22 protein-coding genes and 1 riboswitch are annotated in these 21,500 nt (G+C 34.9%); of the genes, 4 read left to right on the plus strand and 18 right to left on the minus strand.

Features of this window, described 5'->3' with window-relative positions; genetic code table 11:
• Positions 1-164: 164 nt before the first annotated feature.
• Positions 165-1,376 (plus strand): MFS transporter, encoded by a 1,212-nt coding sequence (locus tag ACWG42_RS08415; protein ID WP_455791510.1) that lies wholly within the window; start codon positions 165-167, stop codon positions 1,374-1,376.
• 90 nt (positions 1,377-1,466) lie between these two features.
• Here ACWG42_RS08415 and ACWG42_RS08420 read toward each other — a convergent pair whose 3' ends face one another.
• The 10 genes from ACWG42_RS08420 to ACWG42_RS08465 form a co-directional block, all read right to left on the minus strand.
• Positions 1,467-2,342 (minus strand): hypothetical protein, encoded by an 876-nt coding sequence (locus ACWG42_RS08420; protein ID WP_455791511.1) that lies wholly within the window; start codon positions 2,340-2,342, stop codon positions 1,467-1,469.
• Entirely contained in the window at positions 2,339-2,800 is a 462-nt protein-coding gene (locus ACWG42_RS08425; protein WP_455791513.1) for an RNA polymerase sigma factor, read from the minus strand. The genes ACWG42_RS08420 and ACWG42_RS08425 overlap by 4 nt, the downstream gene beginning before the upstream one ends.
• 121 nt (positions 2,801-2,921) lie before the next feature.
• A complete protein-coding gene (gene pflA / locus ACWG42_RS08430; protein ID WP_455791515.1) occupies positions 2,922-3,674 on the minus strand; it encodes a pyruvate formate-lyase-activating protein in 753 nt (250 codons plus the stop codon).
• 59 nt (positions 3,675-3,733) lie between these two features.
• Positions 3,734-5,992 carry a formate C-acetyltransferase gene (gene pflB, locus ACWG42_RS08435; RefSeq protein WP_455791517.1) on the minus strand — a complete coding sequence of 753 codons (2,259 nt, stop codon included), beginning with the start codon at positions 5,990-5,992 and terminating at the stop codon, positions 3,734-3,736.
• A 122-nt stretch (positions 5,993-6,114) separates the two neighbouring features.
• A riboswitch (ZMP/ZTP riboswitch) is annotated at positions 6,115-6,195 on the minus strand.
• Between the two features lie 105 nt (positions 6,196-6,300).
• Positions 6,301-6,747, minus strand: coding sequence for a helix-turn-helix domain-containing protein (locus ACWG42_RS08440; RefSeq protein WP_455791519.1), 447 nt, complete (start codon positions 6,745-6,747; stop codon positions 6,301-6,303).
• Positions 6,748-6,793: 46 nt separating this feature from the next.
• Positions 6,794-7,177 (minus strand): hypothetical protein, encoded by a 384-nt coding sequence (locus ACWG42_RS08445; protein ID WP_455791520.1) that lies wholly within the window; start codon positions 7,175-7,177, stop codon positions 6,794-6,796.
• Entirely contained in the window at positions 7,165-8,016 is an 852-nt protein-coding gene (locus ACWG42_RS08450; protein ID WP_455791522.1) for an alpha/beta fold hydrolase, read from the minus strand. Before ACWG42_RS08450 ends, ACWG42_RS08445 begins: the two co-directional genes overlap by 13 nt.
• A 104-nt stretch (positions 8,017-8,120) precedes the next feature.
• Positions 8,121-8,804, minus strand: a complete 684-nt coding sequence (locus ACWG42_RS08455; RefSeq protein ID WP_455791524.1) for an ABC transporter ATP-binding protein — start codon at positions 8,802-8,804, stop codon at positions 8,121-8,123.
• Between the two features lie 13 nt (positions 8,805-8,817).
• Positions 8,818-10,314, minus strand: coding sequence for an ABC transporter permease (locus ACWG42_RS08460; RefSeq protein WP_455791526.1), 1,497 nt, complete (start codon positions 10,312-10,314; stop codon positions 8,818-8,820).
• A 95-nt stretch (positions 10,315-10,409) separates the two neighbouring features.
• Entirely contained in the window at positions 10,410-11,273 is an 864-nt protein-coding gene (locus tag ACWG42_RS08465) for a YitT family protein (protein ID WP_455791527.1), read from the minus strand.
• Positions 11,274-11,464: 191 nt separating this feature from the next.
• Between ACWG42_RS08465 and ACWG42_RS08470 the strand changes: the two genes are divergently transcribed.
• Positions 11,465-13,189: an asparagine synthetase B family protein gene (locus ACWG42_RS08470; protein ID WP_455791529.1), complete on the plus strand. Its 1,725-nt coding sequence runs from the start codon at positions 11,465-11,467 to the stop codon at positions 13,187-13,189.
• A gap of 9 nt (positions 13,190-13,198) precedes the next feature.
• On the opposite strand, the gene ACWG42_RS08475 is transcribed toward ACWG42_RS08470, so the two are convergent.
• The 4 genes from ACWG42_RS08475 to ACWG42_RS08490 form a co-directional block, all read right to left on the minus strand.
• Positions 13,199-14,311 carry a DNA recombination protein RmuC gene (locus ACWG42_RS08475; protein WP_455791531.1) on the minus strand — a complete coding sequence of 371 codons (1,113 nt, stop codon included), beginning with the start codon at positions 14,309-14,311 and terminating at the stop codon, positions 13,199-13,201.
• Between the two features lie 38 nt (positions 14,312-14,349).
• Positions 14,350-14,769 (minus strand): competence protein ComK, encoded by a 420-nt coding sequence (locus ACWG42_RS08480; protein ID WP_455791533.1) that lies wholly within the window; start codon positions 14,767-14,769, stop codon positions 14,350-14,352.
• A 124-nt stretch (positions 14,770-14,893) separates the two neighbouring features.
• A complete protein-coding gene (locus ACWG42_RS08485) occupies positions 14,894-15,361 on the minus strand; it encodes a RidA family protein (RefSeq protein WP_455791535.1) in 468 nt (155 codons plus the stop codon).
• A gap of 11 nt (positions 15,362-15,372) precedes the next feature.
• On the minus strand, positions 15,373-16,623 hold the full coding sequence (locus ACWG42_RS08490; protein ID WP_455791537.1) for a hemolysin family protein: 1,251 nt from the start codon (positions 16,621-16,623) through the stop codon (positions 15,373-15,375).
• Between the two features lie 252 nt (positions 16,624-16,875).
• Between ACWG42_RS08490 and ACWG42_RS08495 the strand changes: the two genes are divergently transcribed.
• Positions 16,876-17,121 (plus strand): DUF3892 domain-containing protein, encoded by a 246-nt coding sequence (locus ACWG42_RS08495; RefSeq protein ID WP_455791538.1) that lies wholly within the window; start codon positions 16,876-16,878, stop codon positions 17,119-17,121.
• A gap of 26 nt (positions 17,122-17,147) precedes the next feature.
• Here the strand turns inward: ACWG42_RS08495 and ACWG42_RS08500 are convergent, their stop codons facing one another.
• Genes ACWG42_RS08500 through ACWG42_RS08515 form a run of 4 tightly spaced genes read right to left on the minus strand, consistent with a single transcriptional unit; the run spans position 17,148 to position 20,496 of the window.
• Positions 17,148-17,729, minus strand: coding sequence for a hypothetical protein (locus ACWG42_RS08500; protein ID WP_455791540.1), 582 nt, complete (start codon positions 17,727-17,729; stop codon positions 17,148-17,150).
• Entirely contained in the window at positions 17,726-18,235 is a 510-nt protein-coding gene (locus tag ACWG42_RS08505; protein ID WP_455791542.1) for a tRNA (cytidine(34)-2'-O)-methyltransferase, read from the minus strand. Before ACWG42_RS08505 ends, ACWG42_RS08500 begins: the two co-directional genes overlap by 4 nt.
• Position 18,236: 1 nt before the next feature.
• Complete coding sequence (rdgB, locus tag ACWG42_RS08510) at positions 18,237-18,824, minus strand: RdgB/HAM1 family non-canonical purine NTP pyrophosphatase (RefSeq protein ID WP_455791544.1); 588 nt, start codon at positions 18,822-18,824, stop codon at positions 18,237-18,239.
• Position 18,825: 1 nt separating this feature from the next.
• Positions 18,826-20,496, minus strand: coding sequence for a DUF4080 domain-containing protein (locus tag ACWG42_RS08515; protein ID WP_455791546.1), 1,671 nt, complete (start codon positions 20,494-20,496; stop codon positions 18,826-18,828).
• Positions 20,497-20,568: 72 nt separating this feature from the next.
• On the opposite strand from ACWG42_RS08515, the gene ACWG42_RS08520 reads away from it, so the two are divergent.
• A complete protein-coding gene (locus tag ACWG42_RS08520; RefSeq protein ID WP_455791548.1) occupies positions 20,569-21,414 on the plus strand; it encodes a phosphotransferase in 846 nt (281 codons plus the stop codon).
• Positions 21,415-21,500: the final 86 nt, after the last annotated feature.

The following is a 21,500-nucleotide window of genomic DNA, read 5'->3' on the forward strand; positions in this document are numbered from 1 at the left end:
ATATACTTCCTATATTGATATGAACTGGAGGTGCTCCTATGAAAAGAATAGCTACTATCTTCTCCATACGATTGCGTTGAATCTACGAGTTATGTAGTAAACGTTGACCTATTACAATAACTCGTTTTTTATGTTTCATCATTGTAATAAGGAGAAAATTAAAAATGAAATCAAATTGGAAAACAAAATTTTATAGAATCTGGATTGGACAATTCTTTTCTATTATCACAAGTGCCATCTTACAAATGGCTCTCATATGGTATATCACATTTCAAACTAAATCAGTACTTGTTTTATCAATCGCAAGTATTGCGGCTTTTTTACCAACCGCAATTCTTGGAAGTTTTGTCGGTGTGTTGGTGGATCGCTGGAATCGCAAGTTCGTTATGATTTGTGCAGATTTATATATTGCAGGCATTTCCTTGCTCATTGTAATCGTTGGCTTATTTCATACGATTCCTGCTTGGTTTATCATTATAATACTTTGCCTACGAAGTATTGGTACTGCATTTCATACACCTGCTATAAGTGCCGTTACCCCTTTATTAGTTCCAGAAGATCAATTACTATCCTGTAGTGGTTATACACAATCTATCCAAACCGTTGGCTATATTATTGGTACAGCTTTGGCTGGTGTGTTATATCCTATTTGTTCAATGGAAGTGATGGTCGCCTTCGATGTGGTTGGTGCATTATTAGCAAGTGGCTTCGTACTCTTTGTACATATTCCCAAACCCTCACTTACCCATCACGAAAACCCTCATTTCATAAATGAACTAAAAGAGGGACTACAAATTTATCGTAAACAGAAAGGGTTGTACGCTCTATTATGGATTGGAGCTGCCTTTATGTTTTTTTACTCCCCTATCAATGCATTATTTCCACTCATTAGCATAGAACATTTTCAGGGCACAACCACGAGCGCATCAATTGCAGAGATTGCATTTTCTGTTGGAATGTTACTGGGTGGTGTCATCCTTGGAACATGTTGCGTAAAATTCAAACGCAGTTCCTCTATGATATTCTCTCTAGCTTTGATGGGAATATCTATATTGGTAAGTGGTATTCTGCCTAGCACAATGTTTCCATGTTTTGTTTTCTTATGTATTGGTATGGGAATTTCAGTACCATTTTATACAGGACCACAAACAGCACTTATGCAAGAGCGAATAGAGCCACAATACCTTGGAAGAGCATTTGGGGTATATGGCAGTATTGCTTCCCTTGCTATGCCCCTCGGATTAAGCTTTTCTGCAATATTCGGAGATTCTCTCGGTGTACAGGCTTGGTTTATTATCTGTGGAATGGGAAGTATAGCCCTCACATGTGTTTCCTATCTTATTCCAAGCATTCGAAACATTGATGCGAATCACTAAAATCATAAGAAAAGCACCCTTTGCAACTACCTTACAATAAGGTAAAAGCAAAGGAGTGCTTTTTATTAGATTTATTACTTATTTCTCTATTTACTCAGTTACCTGCATATTGTTATTTTCATTTATATGAAATTTTAACTGTGTAGTTTCATAACTACCATCATTATAATCGACACGTACATCTAATACGGAATTATTGATAGCTTTCACTATTTCTTTATTGATAGCATCATTTCTTTCATCACTATATACTGTTGAATTAAGCAACTCCTTGTCAACATACAATCTGAATGAAAAACCATACAAGCCTTGAACCGTTCCTTGGTCTTCATTTTTAATCGTAATTTGATTGCCAACGGAACCAGATGAAGTATTTGAACCTTCAAAATCCACTAGTGGAAACCACCATATATTAGCGCTACTATCACTATTGGTTACTTGATAATGAAGATTTTCCTTTTCGGTTGACATAAATCCTCCATTACCATTATTAAGACGTATCGCTGACATTGGGTCACTTAAATCTTTATACGCTTCATTGATTTTGTAAAAATTTGCATTCTCTATGGTATAGGTTACTGATTTTACAGTATCCCCTTTAAAATATACAGTTAACGGTGAATCGAATACCTGCGTTGTAATTTCACCCGTTTCACAATTCAAGCCGAACTCTCCAGGAGTGGCCAATTCTGTATTTAATATCTCAAGTGTACTTTTTTCAATTTTATAGAATTCATCATTGGCTTGAATAGTGAAACTATTCTTGGTGCCAAATACGTTGTTACCTGTAAGAAATGGTACAGATAATAATGCTAGTGCAAACAATGGTGCTAATAAATAACGTGGTTTGAAAGAAAATCTTCCTTCTTTCTTCACTTCATGATGTAGTACACTATTTAAAATATCCTCTTTATAATCATCTCTTAAATCGATTTCATTAAATCGTTCTTGATAAGTTTTTTTCATAAGTCCTCCTCAATTTCTGATTTCAGTTTTTCCTTTGCTCTTTTCAAACGCATTTTAACTGCAGATTCACTAATTTCTAATAACTCCGCAATCTCTTTGATCGAATACCTCTCATAATAGAATAAGTGGATTACATTTCGATAAGTGAAAGGTAGGCTTTGAATGGTATAAAGAAACGTTAAATCGGCAACTTTGTCAGCGTAAATCATCTCTTCATCTAATGTAACTTTCTTTTGCCAAAAACTCCTTTGATGGCTTTTACACTCATTGATTGCGACTCGTATCAACCATCTTTTTTCATGTTCTTTATCTTGAAAAGCAGGAGCACGATAGCATAATTTCAGAAATGTATTCTGCAATACATCTTTTACATCTTCTCCATTTTTTAAATGGAGTAAACAAATCTTATGAAGCGTATTGTTATATTCTTTATACTTTTCTTCAAATTGTTGTGACATCACTTATCCTCCTTTCACCCTATATACGTTTACAAAAACAAAAAAGTCACTTATTAAAAAAAGATTTTCAAACGAATTGAAAATCTTACTTTACATATATGAAGAGATAAGAATGAAATTTCTATCTTTTTTCATAAGTTTTATAATTATCAGTATGTAATAATTTGTTTGCTTTTTCTATCATTTCTTTTGTAGGAGGTTGGATTCCTTTTAAAGCATATGGAATGTTAAGTTCTTCCCATTTGTAAGAGCCTAAGGTATGATATGGCAATACTTCTAATCGCTCTACATTGCTTAGTGTCTTTATAAAAGTAGATAATCTTTGTAATGAATCTTCATCATCATTGATGCTAGGTACAAGTACATGACGTATCCAAATTGGTTTTTTGATAGAATCAAGATAACTCGCAAATTCTAATATATTTTCATTTTTTTGTGATGTTAAAGCACGATGCTTTTCTGCATCGATATGTTTGAGGTCTAATAAAACTAAATCTGTATACTTCATCAACTCTTCAAGTTTGAAGAAAAACGATTCTTCCCTTGTAAAAGGTTGTCCACAAGTATCAAGTGTTGTGTGTATCCCTTTTTCTTTTGCTTTTTTGAAAATCTCTGTTATAAAATCTATTTGTAAAAGAGGTTCTCCACCACTTATGGTGATTCCTCCATCACTCTTCCAATAACTCTTATAACGCAATGCTTTCGCAAGAACTTCATCACTTGTATAATTTCGTTCTTTCATTTGCCAAGTATCCACATTATGACAATACTGACAACGCATCTTACATCCATTTAAAAAGATTACAAAACGTACTCCAGGTCCATCTACAGAACCAAACGTTTCAAATGAATGTACACTTCCCATACTTGACATAAAGTTGCCTCCTTTTTTAAGAAAGGTCCATCTCCTTTACAGAAATAGACCTTGCTGTGTTACATACTTGCGTGACAAGTTCTAGAAATTACATCCATCTGTTGTTCACGAGTTAAATCAATGAATTTTACTGCATAACCAGATACACGAATTGTAAAGTTCGCATATTCTTCTTTTTCAGGGTGCTCCATTGCATCCTTCAATTTTTCGATTCCAAATACATTTACATTTAAGTGATGTGCGCCTTGATCAAAATAACCATCTAACACGTTCATTAAGTTTTTCACACGCTCTTGCGCATTGTGTCCTAATGCATCTGGATTGATTGTTTGTGTATTACTAATACCATCAAGTGCATATTCATAAGGAAGTTTCGCAACTGAATTTAAGGATGCTAATAATCCATTTTGTTCTGCACCATATGCAGGGTTTGCTCCTGGTGCTAAAGGTGCGCCAGCTTTACGTCCATCAGGAAGTGCTCCTGTGGCTTTCCCATACACTACATTACTAGTAATTGTTAAGATAGAAGTCGTTGGCTCAGAATCACGGTATGTGTGACGTTTTTCGATTTTACCAATGAATGTCTTCAATAACCAAACAGCGATATCATCTGCACGATCATCATCATTACCATAACGTGGGAAATCTCCTTCTGTTTCATAATCAATGACAAGTCCGCTTTCATCACGGATTGTTTTCACTTTTGCGTATTTAATCGCACTAATAGAATCTACAACATGAGAGAATCCTGCAATACCAGTCGCAAATGTTCTACGTACAGCAGTATCAATCAATGCCATTTGACTAGCTTCATAGTAATATTTATCATGCATATATTGAATCAAATTCAAAATATTCACATACAAGTCTACCAACCATTCCATCATAATATCGTATTTTTGCATAACTTCATCGTAATCTAGATATTCTGATGTAATTGGTGTATATTGTGGGCCAACTTGTACTTTTGCTTTTTCATCCATACCACCATTGATGGCATATAATAAACATTTCGCAAGGTTTGCACGAGCTCCAAAGAACTGCATTTCTTTTCCCGTCTGTGTCGCACTCACACAACAACAAACGGCATAGTCATCTCCCCATACAGGACGCATTACATCATCATTTTCATATTGTACAGAACTTGTCTCAATAGAAATACGAGATGCATAATTTTTAAATGCTTCAGGTAAATGAGAAGAATATAATACAGTTAGATTAGGTTCTGGTGAAGGACCCATGTTTTCTAATGTATGAAGGAAACGGTAGTCACTTTTCGTAACCATGTGACGTCCATCCATACCTAATCCAGCAACATCTAAAGTTGCCCAAACTGGATCTCCAGAGAATAACTCGTTGTAAGAAGGAATACGAGCAAATTTTACCATACGGAATTTCATGGTCATGTGATCCACCATTTCTTGTGCTTCACTTTCCGTTAATGTTCCACTTGCAAGATCACGTTCGATATAAATATCTAAGAATGTAGATACACGTCCAATAGACATTGCAGCACCATTTTGTGTTTTGATAGCCGCAAGATATCCAAAGTATGTCCACTGCATTGCTTCTTTTGCATTTGCTGCAGGTTTGCTGATATCAAATCCATAAAGAGCAGCCATTTCTTTCATACCCTTTAATGCTTTGATTTGTTCTGCCAATTCTTCACGTTGACGAATGATATCATCCATCATTGTTCCACATCCACAGTTTGCTAAATCTACTTGCTTCTGTTCAATTAAATAATCGATACCATATAATGCAATACGACGATAATCCCCTACGATACGACCACGGCCGTACGTATCAGGAAGTCCTGTTACGATTTTATATTTACGAGCTTGACGCATTTCTGGTGTATAACATTGAAAAACTGCATCGTTATGAGTCTTATGATATTCATGGAAGATTTCATGAAGCTTTGCGCTTGGTTCATAACCATACGTAGTACATGCTTCTTCACTCATTTTAATACCACCATAAGGCATAAATGCACGTTTCAATGGTTTATCTGTTTGTAAACCAACGATCGTTTCTAACTCTTTCATTGCCTCACTAATATACCCTGGACCATAAGAAGTTAAAGAAGATACGATGTCTGTCTCCATATCTAAAACGCCACCCTTAGCGCGTTCTTCTTTTTGTAACTTTTGAAGTTCACCCCATAATTTGTTTGTAGCCTCACTTGGATCTGCTAAGAATGATTCATCCCCATCATATGGTTTGTAGTTGTTTTGAATGAAGTCACGTACGTTCACTTCTTCTTTCCAAATACGACCTTCAAAGCCTTGCCATTCATTACGATTGTTTGTTGTCATTGTTCTGCTTTCCTCCTAGTCTTATAACGTCTATATTATACTTTGATTTGTTTTTTCATGCAAAGCAAACGCCTTGCAATTCTTACAAATCTATATAAAGAAAGAGCCTAACACATACTGGACTCTTCTGCCCAGACGGTCGGCTCTGCTTAACATTATACTCCCTGTGGTCAATTCCACTTCCGTCAGTCATATAACTACTTATAATTTACCATTATTAAATGCAATCGTCAACACCTTTTCTTCATGAATTTAATTACATTTCTTTTCATATCCTCTGTAAATAAAGCATGTTTATTTTCATGAAATTATACTCTATTTTTACGTTTGTTTTTTAAGCGTTTGAATAAATAGTGAAACCACTCTTCCAATTCTTCTTTATTCGTAAAAACACGCGCAAGGATATTGGGATGTTGTTTACTTTCCACAATCGCCACTTGTCCTCCACTTCGCATTGTTGAAATAGCTTCTTCATAAATTATTTGCGTATCTTTCTGAAAATTAAAATCTTCATTTTTATACTGTGCCGCAATCTTGATAATATCTGCGTAATAAATGGTATATACAACATTTGCCGGTTGCCCAAACACACGAACCATTGCTTCGTAGGTAGTTAACCATACATTCCCACTCTTTCGTATCTCATGAGCTTCAAACTTGTTTCTCTCTACTGCCTTACGTAGTGTATTACCATCAGAAAACCCCCATTTTTCTGCTGCTTCACTAAACGTTAACACCTCATTCAAATCTACCATAATCTACTCCTGATAGCTAGTGCTATTCTATTTTCTAAGGACTTACTTACCTTGCAGCTTTTATTTCATTCCATAACGATTGGGCATCCATAATACCAAACACCCGTTGATTTATCATATGCGGTAAAATATCGCTTCCTACAAAAGCTTTCTCTATACGATGCATCATATATTGTGCTTGTGGAGCTACCCATATTTGTGATATTTTATGTTGTAAATCATACATCCTTACATTATAACGCGAATCTATCATTGAAATAGAACCATAAGCAACACAACATTCATATGTAGTAGACAATTGTTCATATGTTTCCAAAATATTAGAAAGAGAATCTACATATAAGGATTCATTTCCTTCCAGCTTGCCTATCTTTGTAGCTAACATATAGGAGGAACGTTGTCCAAAACAACCGATAACTATAAGTTCCATAAAAATTCTTCTTTCAAGAATTTATCGATACGTTCTAAAAACTGTAGTGGTTGATCCTCATAGATTTTGCGTCCACTATATGGGAAGGATTCATAAACAAGGAAAGGATTCTTCATTCTAACCAAGGCATCAATGATGTATCCTTCTTTCGCAATCACATCTTCACTTCCCTGCATCAATAATGTAGGTACAGTTACATCATGTAATGCTTCTTCACTTGGATGATCAAATAACCAACTAGAAATAGCCGCAATATGACGCAATGGAACCGATGTATTTTTATCGGAATGTATCCATTGGTTCACATGTTGATTTTGAAAAAATTGTACAGGTGTTTGATCTTCCAGAATAGTTACAAACTTTTTCAGTTCATTGTTTCCTCTTTCCAACGCACGATGTTTTAACATTTGATAAAACGCATCAGATGCCTCACTGGTCAACAACAAAATCGGATTCATTAAAATCATACCATCAAATACATCCGCATAATGATGTTGTGTTTGAAGCGCAAGAAACCCTGATAAATCTTCCGCACACAACAACAAAGACTTACAAGGAAAACGTTCTCTTATATCTTTGGCAACACAAACTACATCTTGCATGCATTCTTCAAATGAAATCCCTTGTTTTAAATCATAATACGAAAGTCCACATCCTCTTTGATCATAAAACACACAACGATACTTATCACATAGCTTTTGCATTGCCTCATGCATAATCAAAGGCCAAGCACCACTTCCCGGTCCTCCATGCAAAAACAACAGCACCATATCGCTCTCTGTCTTTGATGCAAATGTTTGTAAATATTCGTTCCCAGCTTTTACTTTATACTTTATCATATTCACCACCCTGTCACTACTTCGTGACAATATATTTTTATTTTAGCAGATGAAGTGAAAATTTTCAAGTATCAAAAAGGAACATCATTCATGTTCCTTTTCGTCTATGCTTTTTTATGAAATTGAACTGGCTTCTTCTTTACGCTTTTTTGCGCATACAGTTCATACACTTGATCTGCACTATTTGCGATAAGCGGAGAATGTGTCACAAGGATAATACATTTTTGTTCTTCATACGCCAACTGTTTGAATATGTTCATGATTTCATTTTGTGTGTCTTCATCTAAATTCCCTGTCGGTTCATCTGCTAAGATGATTTCTGGTTCATAAGATAAAGCTCTAGCGATTGCTACACGCTGTTGTTGACCACCCGATAATTTCAATATCCTACGATTTGCTTCATCATCTTCAAGTCCAACTTTACGCAAGAGTTCCATTGCATACTCTTTTCGATCTGCTCGTTTTATACCTGCGATATCCATTGATAACATAACATTCTCTACCGCACTTAAATTAGGCAACAAGTTAAAATTTTGAAATACAACCCCTACATACTTGCTACGATATTCATATTGATCAACTTCTTTAATATCTTTTTCATTATAGATAATTTTGCCTGTGGTAGGTTTTGTTAGTTGTGATAACAACGATAACAATGTTGTTTTCCCTGCTCCAGATTTCCCAACAATGGCATAAATCTTACCTTCTTCAAAAGAGAAATTCACATCTTGTAATACAACATCTACTCCATTGTAACTATATCCAACATTTTCTAATAGTAATTGCATGTCGTTTCCTCCTTTACTCTCGATTTGACAATATCTTCAACGGTTCATAACGTTGAATACTCATAACCGCAACACCACCCGATAAAATGGTTAATAAAATCCCAATTCCTACAAGTTCTACAATTACTTTCATATTCGTTGCGCTGTTAATTTCTTCGATATAGTTTGTAGTTCCTGGTGCAGAAGGCATTCCACTACCTTTGCCGGTCATACCTCCGGGTCCTCTACTACTATCTGAGAATCCATTTGTTGTTTCACTTGTTTGTGTCGATAACAAGGTATTGGTAAGTGGAACCGATGATATTGCACCAATGCCAGTTCCAATTAAAATAGCAAACAGTGTAGTCACAAATATTTCGATTACAAATTGTGACGCAACCTTCATTTTGTTCATACCTATCGCCGCAAGAACGCCAATTTCATATTTACGTTCACGTATACGATAAATATTTAATACAACCAAAATTATGCCTCCAATGGTTAAAATCACAATCAAGAAATACGTTGCATACTTACTAAGATTTTCCAAAGGTTGTAAACTTTGTTCATAGGCACTTACATCACTACTACTAATGGTATACGTATCCGATAAACCTAGTGCACGCGCTTGCGCTTCAAACGCTTCATAAGCATCTACATTTTCAAATACATACGTACCATTACTCATACAACGAAGTGCTGTTGAACTTTCTTCATTTGCTGTATTAGCAACGCTTTGATCCGCAATACTTTGCAATGCTTCATAGGACATATAAATCTGATTTGCAGGGTCCATCATAGCCATATTCATAAATCCACTGCTCTGTGTAGTTTCATTACTTGTATAGATACCAACCACTTTTACAATAAACGTTTCTTCCGTATTACTAGGATTTGTAAACGTGATACTATCTCCTACTTTAATTGAGTTTAAGGTTGCGAGTTCTTTGTTGATGATACACTCCAACGCATCACTACCTTCCTCAAAAACTTCTCCACTTGTTATTTCATTGCTTCCATCACTAAAAGATGTCATAGCTGCATAGGAACTATATCCAGTGAATGTAAAATCACCCTGATTTTCCATGCCACCTCGCATCCCTCCACCACCAGGCGCATTTTCATCTTCTGTGCTACTAGAAGTAGAAACAGCTTCTACCTCCGTACCATTCAAAGAGGTACTATTGGTGTAATAAAAATCTTTCACAGATTCCGCTTTCGCATAGGTCTTCATCTCGTCGATTGATAACGTTGCCATATTTTTCATCTGTTCCTTCATATCAGAACGTTGTTCACTTTCATCGCCTTCACCGTTTTGTGCGATGTCTTCCATCATCGATTGACGATCTACTCCAATACTTGCCGTAATTGCAATTCCATCCAAACCACTTTCTTTTTCACTTACAGCAGCTTCCTTAATGGATAATGCTAAACAAGCTGACAATCCAATCACAAAGGCAATACAACCAATTAAGATATTCCTTCCCTTTGAACGAACTATATTTCGTAATGCATTCTTTAAGATATACATAGGTATACTCCTTTCTATTACGGATACATCTTACAGGAACTATGTGTAAGGCATGTGAACGTACCCTGAAAAGAAAAAGAAAAGTAGGATTGCTCCTACTCGATTGGTGTTTGATAAAATCTTCCTTCTACAAATTCTGATTTGGTTACATTGATAAAGCTCGTTGGATCTAGTTCTCGAACACGCACTACCAATTGTTTCACATTGCTACTTTCCAGTACTGTATATAACATTGTCCTTGGTTGTCCATAATACGTACCTATCCCCTCTAAACGTGTAACTCCATGATGTGTGGTATTTTGAATCTCTTCGATTACGATATCTGGATTGCTCGTAACGATATGGAGGGTAACTTTTTTATAACGTGTATGTACCATGTTAATAATTTGTGTAGAACAGAACTGAAAGATAATGGAGTATAATGCTTTATCCCATCCAAATAAATACCCAGCAACCATCAACATCACCGCATTCATTCCTAAAATATAATTCCATGCCGGTTGGTTGGTTTTCTTAGATATCCACATAGCAATGAAATCCGTTCCCCCTCCACTCGCATTCCCACGAAGTGCAATTCCTAACGCAATTCCTTGTAAGATACCTCCAAACACGGATATCAACAAAATATCTTCCGTTACATTGATGATTGGAAGTATTTCCACAAACATACCCGTTAATACAATGACCATAATGGAATAAATGGTAAACTTCTTTCCAACGGTACGAAACCCAATATATGCAGGTATTGCATTTAAAGCATAATTGACAAGCGAATAAGATACTTGTATATGCGCATACTTTTCAAAACTTCTTTGAATCAATACTGTCAACCCAGTAAAACCTCCTGGAAAAAGACCACCAGCACCAATAAAGGTATTGATGTTGATTGCACATAAAAATGAACCTATTACTACACAAATAATCGATATAATATCACGACGACCCCATGTTTTCTTCATACTAATCCTCTTCTATGTCTTTTGGACAACAGTATTATACAACGTTTTATCTTCTATGTGTACAAAATTGTAAAGAGACATTCTTATTTTGTAGAAATAAGAATGCTAACATTTTTACATCCTCTTAACAAAAAAATTATACTACTTTTCCTATTCCCTTCATAAACTAAGTTTGTAAAGGAGATACAACAATGAAAAAACTATTGACATTCATGCCTTACGCCCCAATTGATCAACTACCTGTTGATGAATCTGCATTTATTGAAGATGATTTGTATTTATTAGGATTTAAGAAAACATCGTATCAGTCCCTAGAATTTGATCTATGTATTGATGGTGAATTATACAACACAGAAGAAATCACCAAAGAACTAATCCTTGCGAATTTCAAAGCACCTACTTGCTTAGAAGAGGTCTTCTTATACTCTTATTTATTATGGGGTAATGAGGCTATGCGAAAACTGGAAGGTTCTTATTCCTTCACCATCCGTAAAGGAAAAACTATCCTTTCTATCAAAGATCCTATGGGAACCAAGCCTATCTTTTATATGAGTAACAAAAAAGGTATTTGGGTTTCCAATAGCATCGATACGATATTAGAATACAGCAAAGAACCTGCAGTTCTCAATAAAGATGGAATCATTGAACTGTTTGCCTTTGGACCTAGCTTAAGTGAGAGTGAAACTTTATTCAAAGATATCAAAGCTCTTCCTATGGGATCTATATTATCCCTTCGTGACCATAAAGTACAAGTAGAGCGTTATTACGATTTACCACTTTATAAACATGAAGATTCTCTAGAAGATACTATCGCAAAAGTTCATGATTTGGTACATGACTCTGTCATCAACCAAAGCAAAGATTGTAAAGCTAGTTTCTTATCCGGGGGTGTAGATAGTAGTATCATTACTTCTATTTGTACAAAAAATAATCCTGATTGGCATACGTATTCTTTAGATTATGAAGGAAATAGTGAAAACTTCAAAGGAAACATGTATCAAGTTTCCTTAGATCAAGAATACATTGATGAAATGTTAGCGTATTGTAAGAATAGCCATACCAAACTTACCATTACACAAAAGGAATTATTAGATGCATTAGATGAAGCAATGCTTGCGCGCAATATGCCTGGTATGGGAGATGTCGATTCCTCTTTATTATGGTTATGTGAACAAGTCGCAAAAGAAGAAAAAGTAATTTTAAGTGGTGAGTGTGGGGATGAAGTGTTTGGAGGATATCCTTGGTTTTATCGAGAAGAGTTCAAAGATATTCAAACTTTTCCATGGTTACGCTACAGTGAACAACGTATCCAACTTCTAAATAAACGAATCCAAGATTTTGATTATCAAGGGTATGTAGATAAACGCTACCTTGAAACACTAGCTATGGTGAAGTATTTAGATAGTGATAGTGAAGAAGACAAAAAAGCTCGTTTAAACACCGTACTTGTATTACACTGGTTTATGCAAACCCTTGTTACACGTCAAGTATGTGAAGGAGATAAAGCCAAGGTTAATATTCGTGCACCTTTTGCAAATGTGAAATTGTTAGAATATGTATATAATATTCCATGGTCTATGAAATTTCTAAATGATGAAGAAAAAGGAATCCTTCGTAAAGCCTTTGAAGATGAACTTCCTACAAAAGTTGCTCATCGTAAAAAGAACCCCTTCCCTAAAACACACAATCCCCTATATGCTGATTTGATTGCGGAAAAAGTAAAAGAGCGTTTTGATGATCCAAATAGTCCTCTTCATGTTCTATTTGATGATGAGAAATTAAAAGAACTAATCGATACAAAAGGAGCTTCCTATACACTTCCTTGGTATGGACAATTGATGAGTGGACCTCAACTATTATCTTATATTTATCAAATTGATCGTTGGATTTGCGAATATCATGTAACAATTGAATAAAGCCCCGAATCATTCGGAGCTTTTTTCTTCGCCTTTTAAATCTACATCTTGTATTTCTTTGAAACGTGCTAGTAATTTATTGGTTGTAATTTGTACCAATTTCATATCTTGATAACATTTTTCAAAATCATTTGATACGTTTGTATATCGCTTTTCAAATCGTTCAAATTCTTGTTGCAATCTTTTTAAAGCGTCTTGTATTTGTAAGATATTTTCATTTCTTTGAACACCCAAATAGATAGCTTTAATCGCTGTAATATATGCCATGAGTGTTGTTGGAGAAACAAGATATACTTTTTGTTCAAATGAGTATTGAATAAGTTCAGGACATTGTCCATGAAGATAAGAGAAAATTGCTTCTGCTGGTATAAACATATATGCAAATTCTGCAGTTTCATGTTGGATGATATATTTCTCTGCAATGGTTTTGATGTGTTTTTTTACATCGGATAAAAATATAGTTTGAACTCGTTTACGTTCCTCACTTGTAATTTGGTCTTGTAAGATACGATTATAGTTTTCCAATGGGAATTTAGAATCGATACAGATCATACGTAAAGGTTCACTTGCAAATACAACTGCATCTGCGATATACCCATTGCTTAGTTTATACTGTTTCTGATAACGACTTGTATCTACTCCCATTGCCACTTCCAACAAACTATAAAGTTCAATCTCTCCAAAAATACCACGTGTCTTCTTATCTGTTAAAATACTTTGCAAATGCGTAATAGAAAGTGATAACTCTTTTAAATTTTGTTGACTCTCATCAAGCTTCCCCATTCTTTGTAATACTTGTGTAAATACTTTCGATGTCTGATCATATCCATGTGTCATATTTTCATTCACATCTTTTTGTATCGTATATAAATGACGTGTTGTTGTTTCGTTCAATTGTTGTAAATCCTGTTTCATCGTATTGCTCATTTGAGATTGAAACTGCATCAATACTTCATTCATGCTTCTTTGTGTTTGAAATAATGCTTCTTGCTGTCGTTTTTCACTTTCCAACAACAATTCTTTTACTTCATTTTTTTTATTTACGGAAGGACGCATCGCTATAATTAACACAATTAGCAACACTGCCACAGCCGCAATACATATATACATTACATACTCCATACCATCATTCCTCACTTGTAATAAGTATACCATGAATATCAGCGTGGAAACGAGTCTAAAATTTCTAAATATTGAGAGCACAGTGTTATTTCTCGCTTGATTGCTCGATACTCCACTGCTACCTCAACCTGTTCTCCATTTAAAAAATAAATAATCGTATGTTTTCCATTTCTTTTTATCGTATCAATTCCTCGAGCATTCAACCAAAGGCATTCCATAGTGGTTACTTTACGTGTAGGAAACATCATATCTTTTGTTCTTTCTGAAATTAAAATTGGAACTTTTTGATGAATCTGTAAACGCATTGCGCATGCCTTTCTTCTACCTTCATAAGTACTTCCATTCATCACACACCATTCGTTGATAAAAGAAGTAGCTTTTATATCTTTTACAAAACATAGTGTATCATCTTGTAAAAGTTCGATTCCCATCAGTGTTTCCTTAATCATATAAATCATAGTATCACCCCTACGCAAAGGGTATCGTACATACTATGGAGATTGCAAGCAAAGTTAACAGATACGATACTTCTATCTTAAAAATCAACAAATAATTAAAAAAAGACAGTCCTAAGACCGTCTATTAGCAACATCCTCCGTCGCATCCGCCGCCACATCCAGAGCATCCCTGGTCCTGTGCCGCCATTTGTTGTTCGTAAACCAATGTATCAATCACAATACATTCGATTTCTACTTTTACATCTCTAGGTAAACGAGCTACTTCTACACAGCTTCTTGCTGGATATGGTTCTTCTAAGTAAGAACCATAAACTTCGTTTAATTGTGCGAAATCATTCATATCAGAAATGAAGATTGTTGTTTTCACGATATGACGGAAATCTAGACCCATATCATTTAAAACCGCTTGAATATTCTTCATTACTTGGTGTGTTTGTTCCTCAATTGTAGTACCAACGATTTCTCCTGTTTCTGGTGAGAAAGGTACTTGTCCTGAAAGGTACACGAAGTCTCCTAATTTTACTGCTGGTGAATAAGGCCCGATTGCCTTAGGTGCGTTTTCTGGTTTGATTGCTTTTAAAAATACGTTCATAATATGACCTCCTAGTCTAATTCATCATCCACTAAGGATAAGATTTGCAATTCTATTTTGGATGCCATTCCATCCTTGGTATCCAACACTTTGATTTCAAAGTTTTCAAATTCTATTTCTCGGCCCTTACGAACCTTACGATGGTTATTTAATTCATTTACCCAAGCACTAAAGTTTCTTGCTTTGGTAACTGGTGCATCTTGATCATCTACATATGTATCGAAGAACTCCACAAGATTCACTTTTCCATCGATGGTAAAGGTATGATGTCCAATCTCTACAACGTGATTTGGTAACGTATCGTATTCATCATAGATTTCTCCTACCAATTCTTCCAATACATCCTCTAATGTCACAATACCAACAAATACATGAGAATTATTACTTTCAATAACAATTGCCATATGTTCCCTACTCTTTTGAATATCCTCTAATACATCTGGTAGATATTTACGTTGAGAGACAAAGGTTGGTGCTTGCATCATATCCGCAATGACGATTTCCCTATCTTCTAATAAGGCATCTAGCACATCGCGTACTCTTAGGATTCCCACTACTTCTGTAGTTTCATAAGAAATTACTGGTAATCGTGATAATTTATGCTCTTTAAGTACCGCTTTTAGTTGATCCATAGTCGCATTATCATAAAGAAATACAACTTTATCTTTTGGCACCATGATATCGTGTACATTTTTATCATCAAACTCAATGACACTTTCAATAAGTTCACGTTCTTCTTGCTCAAGAACACCCTCTTGTTCAATTGTCGAAACAATTTCCAATAGTTCATCCTCAGTTGCTGTTACATTTTCTATGTTCATTTTCTTTTCAAAATAATCTTCTATTTTTTCTACCACGAATGTAATAGGTCTAAAAACAGTGACCAGAAAAGATAATGGCTTTGCCATAAACAACGCTACAGACTCAGATTTTGCCTTGGCAACAATCTTTGGTGTAACTTCTCCAAATGTTAATATCATAATTGTCATCATTGCAGTCGCCAAAGCCACACCCGCATCTCCAAACAGTTTCGTAAACAAATCTGTCGCGATGGATGTCGCTAAAATATTCACAACATTATTCCCGATAAGAATTGTTGTAATTGCAGCTGTAAATTTTTTTGATATGTTGTAAGCTTTTTTTGCTCGTTTATCACCATTTTTTGCCATCTGTTTTAAACGAATCATATTCACTGATGAATAAGCCGTTTCTGTTGATGAGAATAAAGCTGATAAAGCAATTAGCACCAATAATACAATCATAAGCACTATATGCGGACCTTCCAAGTATAACCACTCCCTAATATACATATGATACATCATGCGTTCCACAGACAGTAAAGAAAGACCTTTACTAAGTCATTATTATAAACGAAAATAAATATTTTTCAATCAAAAAGACCACATTGTCACACTCTTTGTCATTTTACTTTCTACATTTCCAAAAATTCACAGTCCCATAATTGCGTATAAATACCACTCTTACGCTCACAATAATGTCAGGAGGTAAGAAAAATGAAAAAAGAAAAAAACACAAAAAAATGTCGTTTCGTAGCAGCTCGTCGTAACTCAGATGGAACATTGAGTGAGTTTAAAGACAACAACGGAAAAACCTACGATTACGAACAAGCTCTAGAAGCAGTAGAAAGTGGCATGATTGAAAATGCTATTCCATTTACTGGACGTGATGGAGCTCGCCACATTCGTGGTATGAACGATGGAAACGAAAAAACAAACCTTAGCAAATTAAAAGAATTCTAATGGAATTCAAAAGAAAGAACATGTGATCAGCTCACATGTTCTTTTATTTCTTGTACTTCATATTGATACACAAGGCAATATTTTTTAATTTGTCGTAGTACATGATACAACACAAGGATCCCTAAGATACTATTGGAAAGTAAAATAATACCTCCCATCCACTTGATATTGGTAATCACTGGTTGTAAACTACCCGCTGATAAACTACAATAGGCAAACCCACAACACGCAAGTACTTCTATCACCAAAATCAGTAAGCATATGGTAAAGCTTCGTTTTGTTTCTAATATCCCAAAACTAATTACTACCAACACAATACAAATCACATCCAAAACACCAAGGTTAGACACAATACACTCTATGATATTGGGAAGATGAAAAGAGGCAATCGATATAACGTCCACAATCATCCTTGAAATAAATGTCCATTCTATATAAGGTTTTTCTAACAATTCATACAAAGAATCATACGTACTTAGAAAGGATAATTGTGCACCTAACAACAAATATGGAAGAATTAACAACAGAGCACTTAACAATGTGAGTACAAGTAGAAGATGGTAACGTTTTTCACGTGTATCCACAAATTTATCAAAATATGGGATCATACTTCTAGCCAGTCTTCCCCTTTGATAACTTCCACATCAGAAAGACCTGGATAATCTAGTTGACGTAATACTTCATAAATGATGATGGCAGCACAATTGCTTAAGTTTAAACTACGAGCATTTGCTACCATAGGCAAACGCATACAATGATCCAAATCATCTGCTAAGATAGATTTAGGAACCCCAGTACTCTCTTTTCCACATACAACATAAATATCACCATCACATGCGGAAAAATTCATTTGTGAAGGAGCTTTTTTCCCATAACGTGTCATATAGAAATAGTGTTCGCTAGGATTCTTTGATGTAAAATCTTCCCAATTTTCATATACTTGATAATCCAAATCTTTTACATAGTCCATACCCGCTCTGCGAAGATGTTGTTCATCCAATGAAAATCCTAGCGGTTTAATCAAATGCATTTTGGTATTGGTAGCCATACATGTACGCATCATATTTCCTGTATTCTGAGGAATTTCTGGTTCAAATAGTACTAAGTGAATCATATTATTTACCTTCTTTCATATACGCAACAAGTTGTGCGATTGCTCTTCCTCGATGCGATACTTCATTTTTTTGATCCTCACTAACGTTGGCCAGTGTTGTTTGAAATGGAGGATAATAGAAGATCGGATCATATCCAAACCCTCTACTACCTTCAATATGGTCATAAACAAGTCCTTCTACAACTCCCTTGCAAACAAAATGAGTTCCATCTTCTTTCACATAGGCAATGGCACATATAAACTGACATCCTTTATCTTTTGCATCTTTACAAGTATCAATGATATATTGATTCTTTACATCATAAGAAGTATCCTTACCCATAAAACGCGCTGAATATACACCAGGTTCTCCATTCATTGCATTCACCGCAAGACCACTATCATCCGCAATGACTTCAATACCCAACAACTCATGGATAGCTTGCGCCTTGATAAGTGCATTCTCTTCAAAGGTAGTTCCCGTTTCTTCAATATCAATTTCTTCTTCTAAATCAAGAAGACTTTTCACATGATAACCTAATGGACGTAACATGGCTTGAAACTCTTCTACTTTATGTGCGTTACTTGTCGCTAACATAATTTCTTTCATCTTATAATATCTCCTTTATCATGGATAGTTTATCATCGATAAACCACTGTCTTGGTAAACTCTGTTCTTTATTATACAACACAAGTTGAAATCCGCAAGTATCCAAATATGCAATGTCCACAACTCCATAACGAAACAATGTATTTTGATCTCCAACCCCTTGTTCAATCATAAATCTTAATATTTCTTTCTTCTTTTCAAGAGATACACTTCCCTTTGTAAAACGATGTGGTTTCTGTTTAAAACGTGGATAATAATAAGTCAACAAAAGTGCATCTACAACTTGTTCATCTACGTGCTTTAAAACTTCATAGAAACATTGAAATAAAGCATATGGTTGATATGGTCTAGGAAGTTTATCATACTCTTCTCCAAGCTTCATAAATAAACAAAAAGCACTATCGTACCATCCCTCTTTTAAAATCACTTCGATCATCCTTCGACAAACGCCACTGTTCCAAAACTTTTCTACTGCCTCTCCACAAGTATGTATACGACGCATTTCATCCTCTGTTAACCAATAGGTACTCGTCACATCGTAAGGGGCTTGCATATAAAATGAAAATGCATGTTCTTCTCTTTGTGTTCGAAGTAAAGTTCCCTTTAGTAATTTCAAAATACCCAACTGTAACTCACTTGCTTGTAAAGAAAACAATTGATCAAAAGAAGCATGAAAACTATCATAATTCTCAAAAGGAAGACCTGCAATCAAATCCACGTGCATGGTACAATTCGCATCGCGTAATTGTGCAATGACTTCTTGAAGTCGTTCATTATTTTGAATTCGCCCTACAGAAGATAACGTCTTCTTATTAAAGGATTGTACACCAATCTCAAAACGAAATCTTTTCTTATCTGCCTCATTTACGAAAAAATCCAACAAATCTGGACTCAACGTTTCCGCAACAATTTCAAATTGGAAGATTTGATGAACACAATGTTCATTCATATAACGAGCAATTTGTAACGCTCGTTTAGGATCTGCATTAAAAGTACGATCTAAAAGCTTTACTTGTCGCACATCACTTTTTTCAATTTTCTTCAATAATTTCATAACATATTCCAAAGAAAACATACGTACATCACGATCAGCAGAACTTAAACAGTATGTACATCCATATGGACACCCTCTGCTTGTTTCTAGATACAAATAGCGATTTCCCATATCCATATGATCCATCTCTAAGAAATATGGGTCATCTTGTTGTTCTAGATAGGACAATGCAGTTTTTCTATATTCTTTATTAGGAAATGCTTTCGTATACATTCCACGCACTTCATAAGGCATATCTTCATCCAACATGGAAACATATTCCCAAACACTTTGTTCTCCTTCTCCAATACTAATCGCATCGACCCCTTTATCCACTAGATCGTATGATTCATAACTTACTTCTGGTCCCCCGATGATAATGTGTAACTTTGAATCACTCTTTTTTAAAGATTCAATGATTTCCAAAGTCAAATCAATATTCCAAATATAACAGCTAAAACAAACTACTTGATATTGCCCATTAAGTATTTCATCTACAATTCTAGAAACCTGATCTTTAATGGTATACTCTTTTAAAGTTACATTGGATGTATCTGGACAACAGGTATAAATCCAACGCAAAGCTAAGTTTTTATGTATATATTTTGCATTACACGTTGTTAATAATGTTTTTCTCACAAGTTCACCTTCTTATTCTTTAATATTTTACCAAATTTATTGGAAATATGCTATGATAGAAACGGTGATTACATGAATATACATACGTTTATGGATAATCTTTTTTATAATCCAGATATAAAAATCGAAGATATGAAAAAAGGTCTGACAAATCAGAACTTTTCTTTAGATATTAATGGAGAGCGTTTCGTACTTCGTACGCCTCGTAATGATAGCGAAAACATTGTCCATCGTCATCACGAAACGTTGGCACTAGAAGCAATCAAAGACGAAGATATCGATGTGGAAACAATCTATTATGATGAAGAAAGTGGCTATAAAGTTACTCGATATATAGAAAATGCACTGGATTATGCACAAAATCAAGGCGAAGATAAAATAGAGCGTACGGCATTGCTTATGAAGAAGTTTCATTCCATCAACAAAAAAATCAACATAGCGTTTGATCCAAAGAAACGTTATGAACACTATCGTAGTTTTGTGACTTCCCCACTCTATCAGCTAACTTCATATGAAGACATATTTCAACACATCCAAGAAAACAGTGAACATATATGCTTATGTCATAATGATTGGGTAGAAGGAAACATTCTATTTGATAAAGAAAAAACGTATCTCATTGATTATGAATATGCCGCAGATAACGATCCTTTATTCGATGTAATGTCTTTTATTACAGAGAATCAGATTGTTGATGAAACATTAAGAGAGCGATTCTATCGGGTCTACTTTGATGAAATCACTCCTGAAATACGAAGAAAATTGTTCATATGGGAAAATGTCCATAATTTATTATGGTGCATGTGGGCAATGATGATGTGGGAACATCGTCATGAGGATATTTATCAAAGTATCGCAAAAGATAAATACGAAGCATTACAACATAGTTATCAAGCATGGATTCAATGGAATAAATAATAGCATGGAAGAATGCCTCAAACGTTCTTCCTTTTTTAGTATACAAAACGTCATCCTACTCCATGAATAGAATGACGTTTTTATGT

The organism is Amedibacillus sp. YH-ame10, from assembly GCF_053848885.1.

What these genes read in the sequence shown, in the direction of transcription:
- ACWG42_RS08415 (WP_455791510.1), top strand. Translation starts at nt 165, where the DNA reads ATGAAATCAAATTGGAAAACAAAATTTTATAGAATCTGGATTGGACAA.
- ACWG42_RS08420 (WP_455791511.1), bottom strand. Translation starts at nt 2,342, where the DNA reads ATGAAAAAAACTTATCAAGAACGATTTAATGAAATCGATTTAAGAGAT.
- ACWG42_RS08425 (WP_455791513.1), bottom strand. Translation starts at nt 2,800, where the DNA reads ATGTCACAACAATTTGAAGAAAAGTATAAAGAATATAACAATACGCTT.
- pflA (WP_455791515.1), bottom strand. Translation starts at nt 3,674, where the DNA reads ATGTCAAGTATGGGAAGTGTACATTCATTTGAAACGTTTGGTTCTGTA.
- pflB (WP_455791517.1), bottom strand. Translation starts at nt 5,992, where the DNA reads ATGACAACAAACAATCGTAATGAATGGCAAGGCTTTGAAGGTCGTATT.
- ACWG42_RS08440 (WP_455791519.1), bottom strand. Translation starts at nt 6,747, where the DNA reads ATGGTAGATTTGAATGAGGTGTTAACGTTTAGTGAAGCAGCAGAAAAA.
- ACWG42_RS08445 (WP_455791520.1), bottom strand. Translation starts at nt 7,177, where the DNA reads ATGGAACTTATAGTTATCGGTTGTTTTGGACAACGTTCCTCCTATATG.
- ACWG42_RS08450 (WP_455791522.1), bottom strand. Translation starts at nt 8,016, where the DNA reads ATGATAAAGTATAAAGTAAAAGCTGGGAACGAATATTTACAAACATTT.
- ACWG42_RS08455 (WP_455791524.1), bottom strand. Translation starts at nt 8,804, where the DNA reads ATGCAATTACTATTAGAAAATGTTGGATATAGTTACAATGGAGTAGAT.
- ACWG42_RS08460 (WP_455791526.1), bottom strand. Translation starts at nt 10,314, where the DNA reads ATGTATATCTTAAAGAATGCATTACGAAATATAGTTCGTTCAAAGGGA.
- ACWG42_RS08465 (WP_455791527.1), bottom strand. Translation starts at nt 11,273, where the DNA reads ATGAAGAAAACATGGGGTCGTCGTGATATTATATCGATTATTTGTGTA.
- ACWG42_RS08470 (WP_455791529.1), top strand. Translation starts at nt 11,465, where the DNA reads ATGAAAAAACTATTGACATTCATGCCTTACGCCCCAATTGATCAACTA.
- ACWG42_RS08475 (WP_455791531.1), bottom strand. Translation starts at nt 14,311, where the DNA reads ATGGAGTATGTAATGTATATATGTATTGCGGCTGTGGCAGTGTTGCTA.
- ACWG42_RS08480 (WP_455791533.1), bottom strand. Translation starts at nt 14,769, where the DNA reads ATGATTTATATGATTAAGGAAACACTGATGGGAATCGAACTTTTACAA.
- ACWG42_RS08485 (WP_455791535.1), bottom strand. Translation starts at nt 15,361, where the DNA reads ATGAACGTATTTTTAAAAGCAATCAAACCAGAAAACGCACCTAAGGCA.
- ACWG42_RS08490 (WP_455791537.1), bottom strand. Translation starts at nt 16,623, where the DNA reads ATGATTGTATTATTGGTGCTAATTGCTTTATCAGCTTTATTCTCATCA.
- ACWG42_RS08495 (WP_455791538.1), top strand. Translation starts at nt 16,876, where the DNA reads ATGAAAAAAGAAAAAAACACAAAAAAATGTCGTTTCGTAGCAGCTCGT.
- ACWG42_RS08500 (WP_455791540.1), bottom strand. Translation starts at nt 17,729, where the DNA reads ATGATCCCATATTTTGATAAATTTGTGGATACACGTGAAAAACGTTAC.
- ACWG42_RS08505 (WP_455791542.1), bottom strand. Translation starts at nt 18,235, where the DNA reads ATGATTCACTTAGTACTATTTGAACCAGAAATTCCTCAGAATACAGGA.
- rdgB (WP_455791544.1), bottom strand. Translation starts at nt 18,824, where the DNA reads ATGAAAGAAATTATGTTAGCGACAAGTAACGCACATAAAGTAGAAGAG.
- ACWG42_RS08520 (WP_455791548.1), top strand. Translation starts at nt 20,569, where the DNA reads ATGAATATACATACGTTTATGGATAATCTTTTTTATAATCCAGATATA.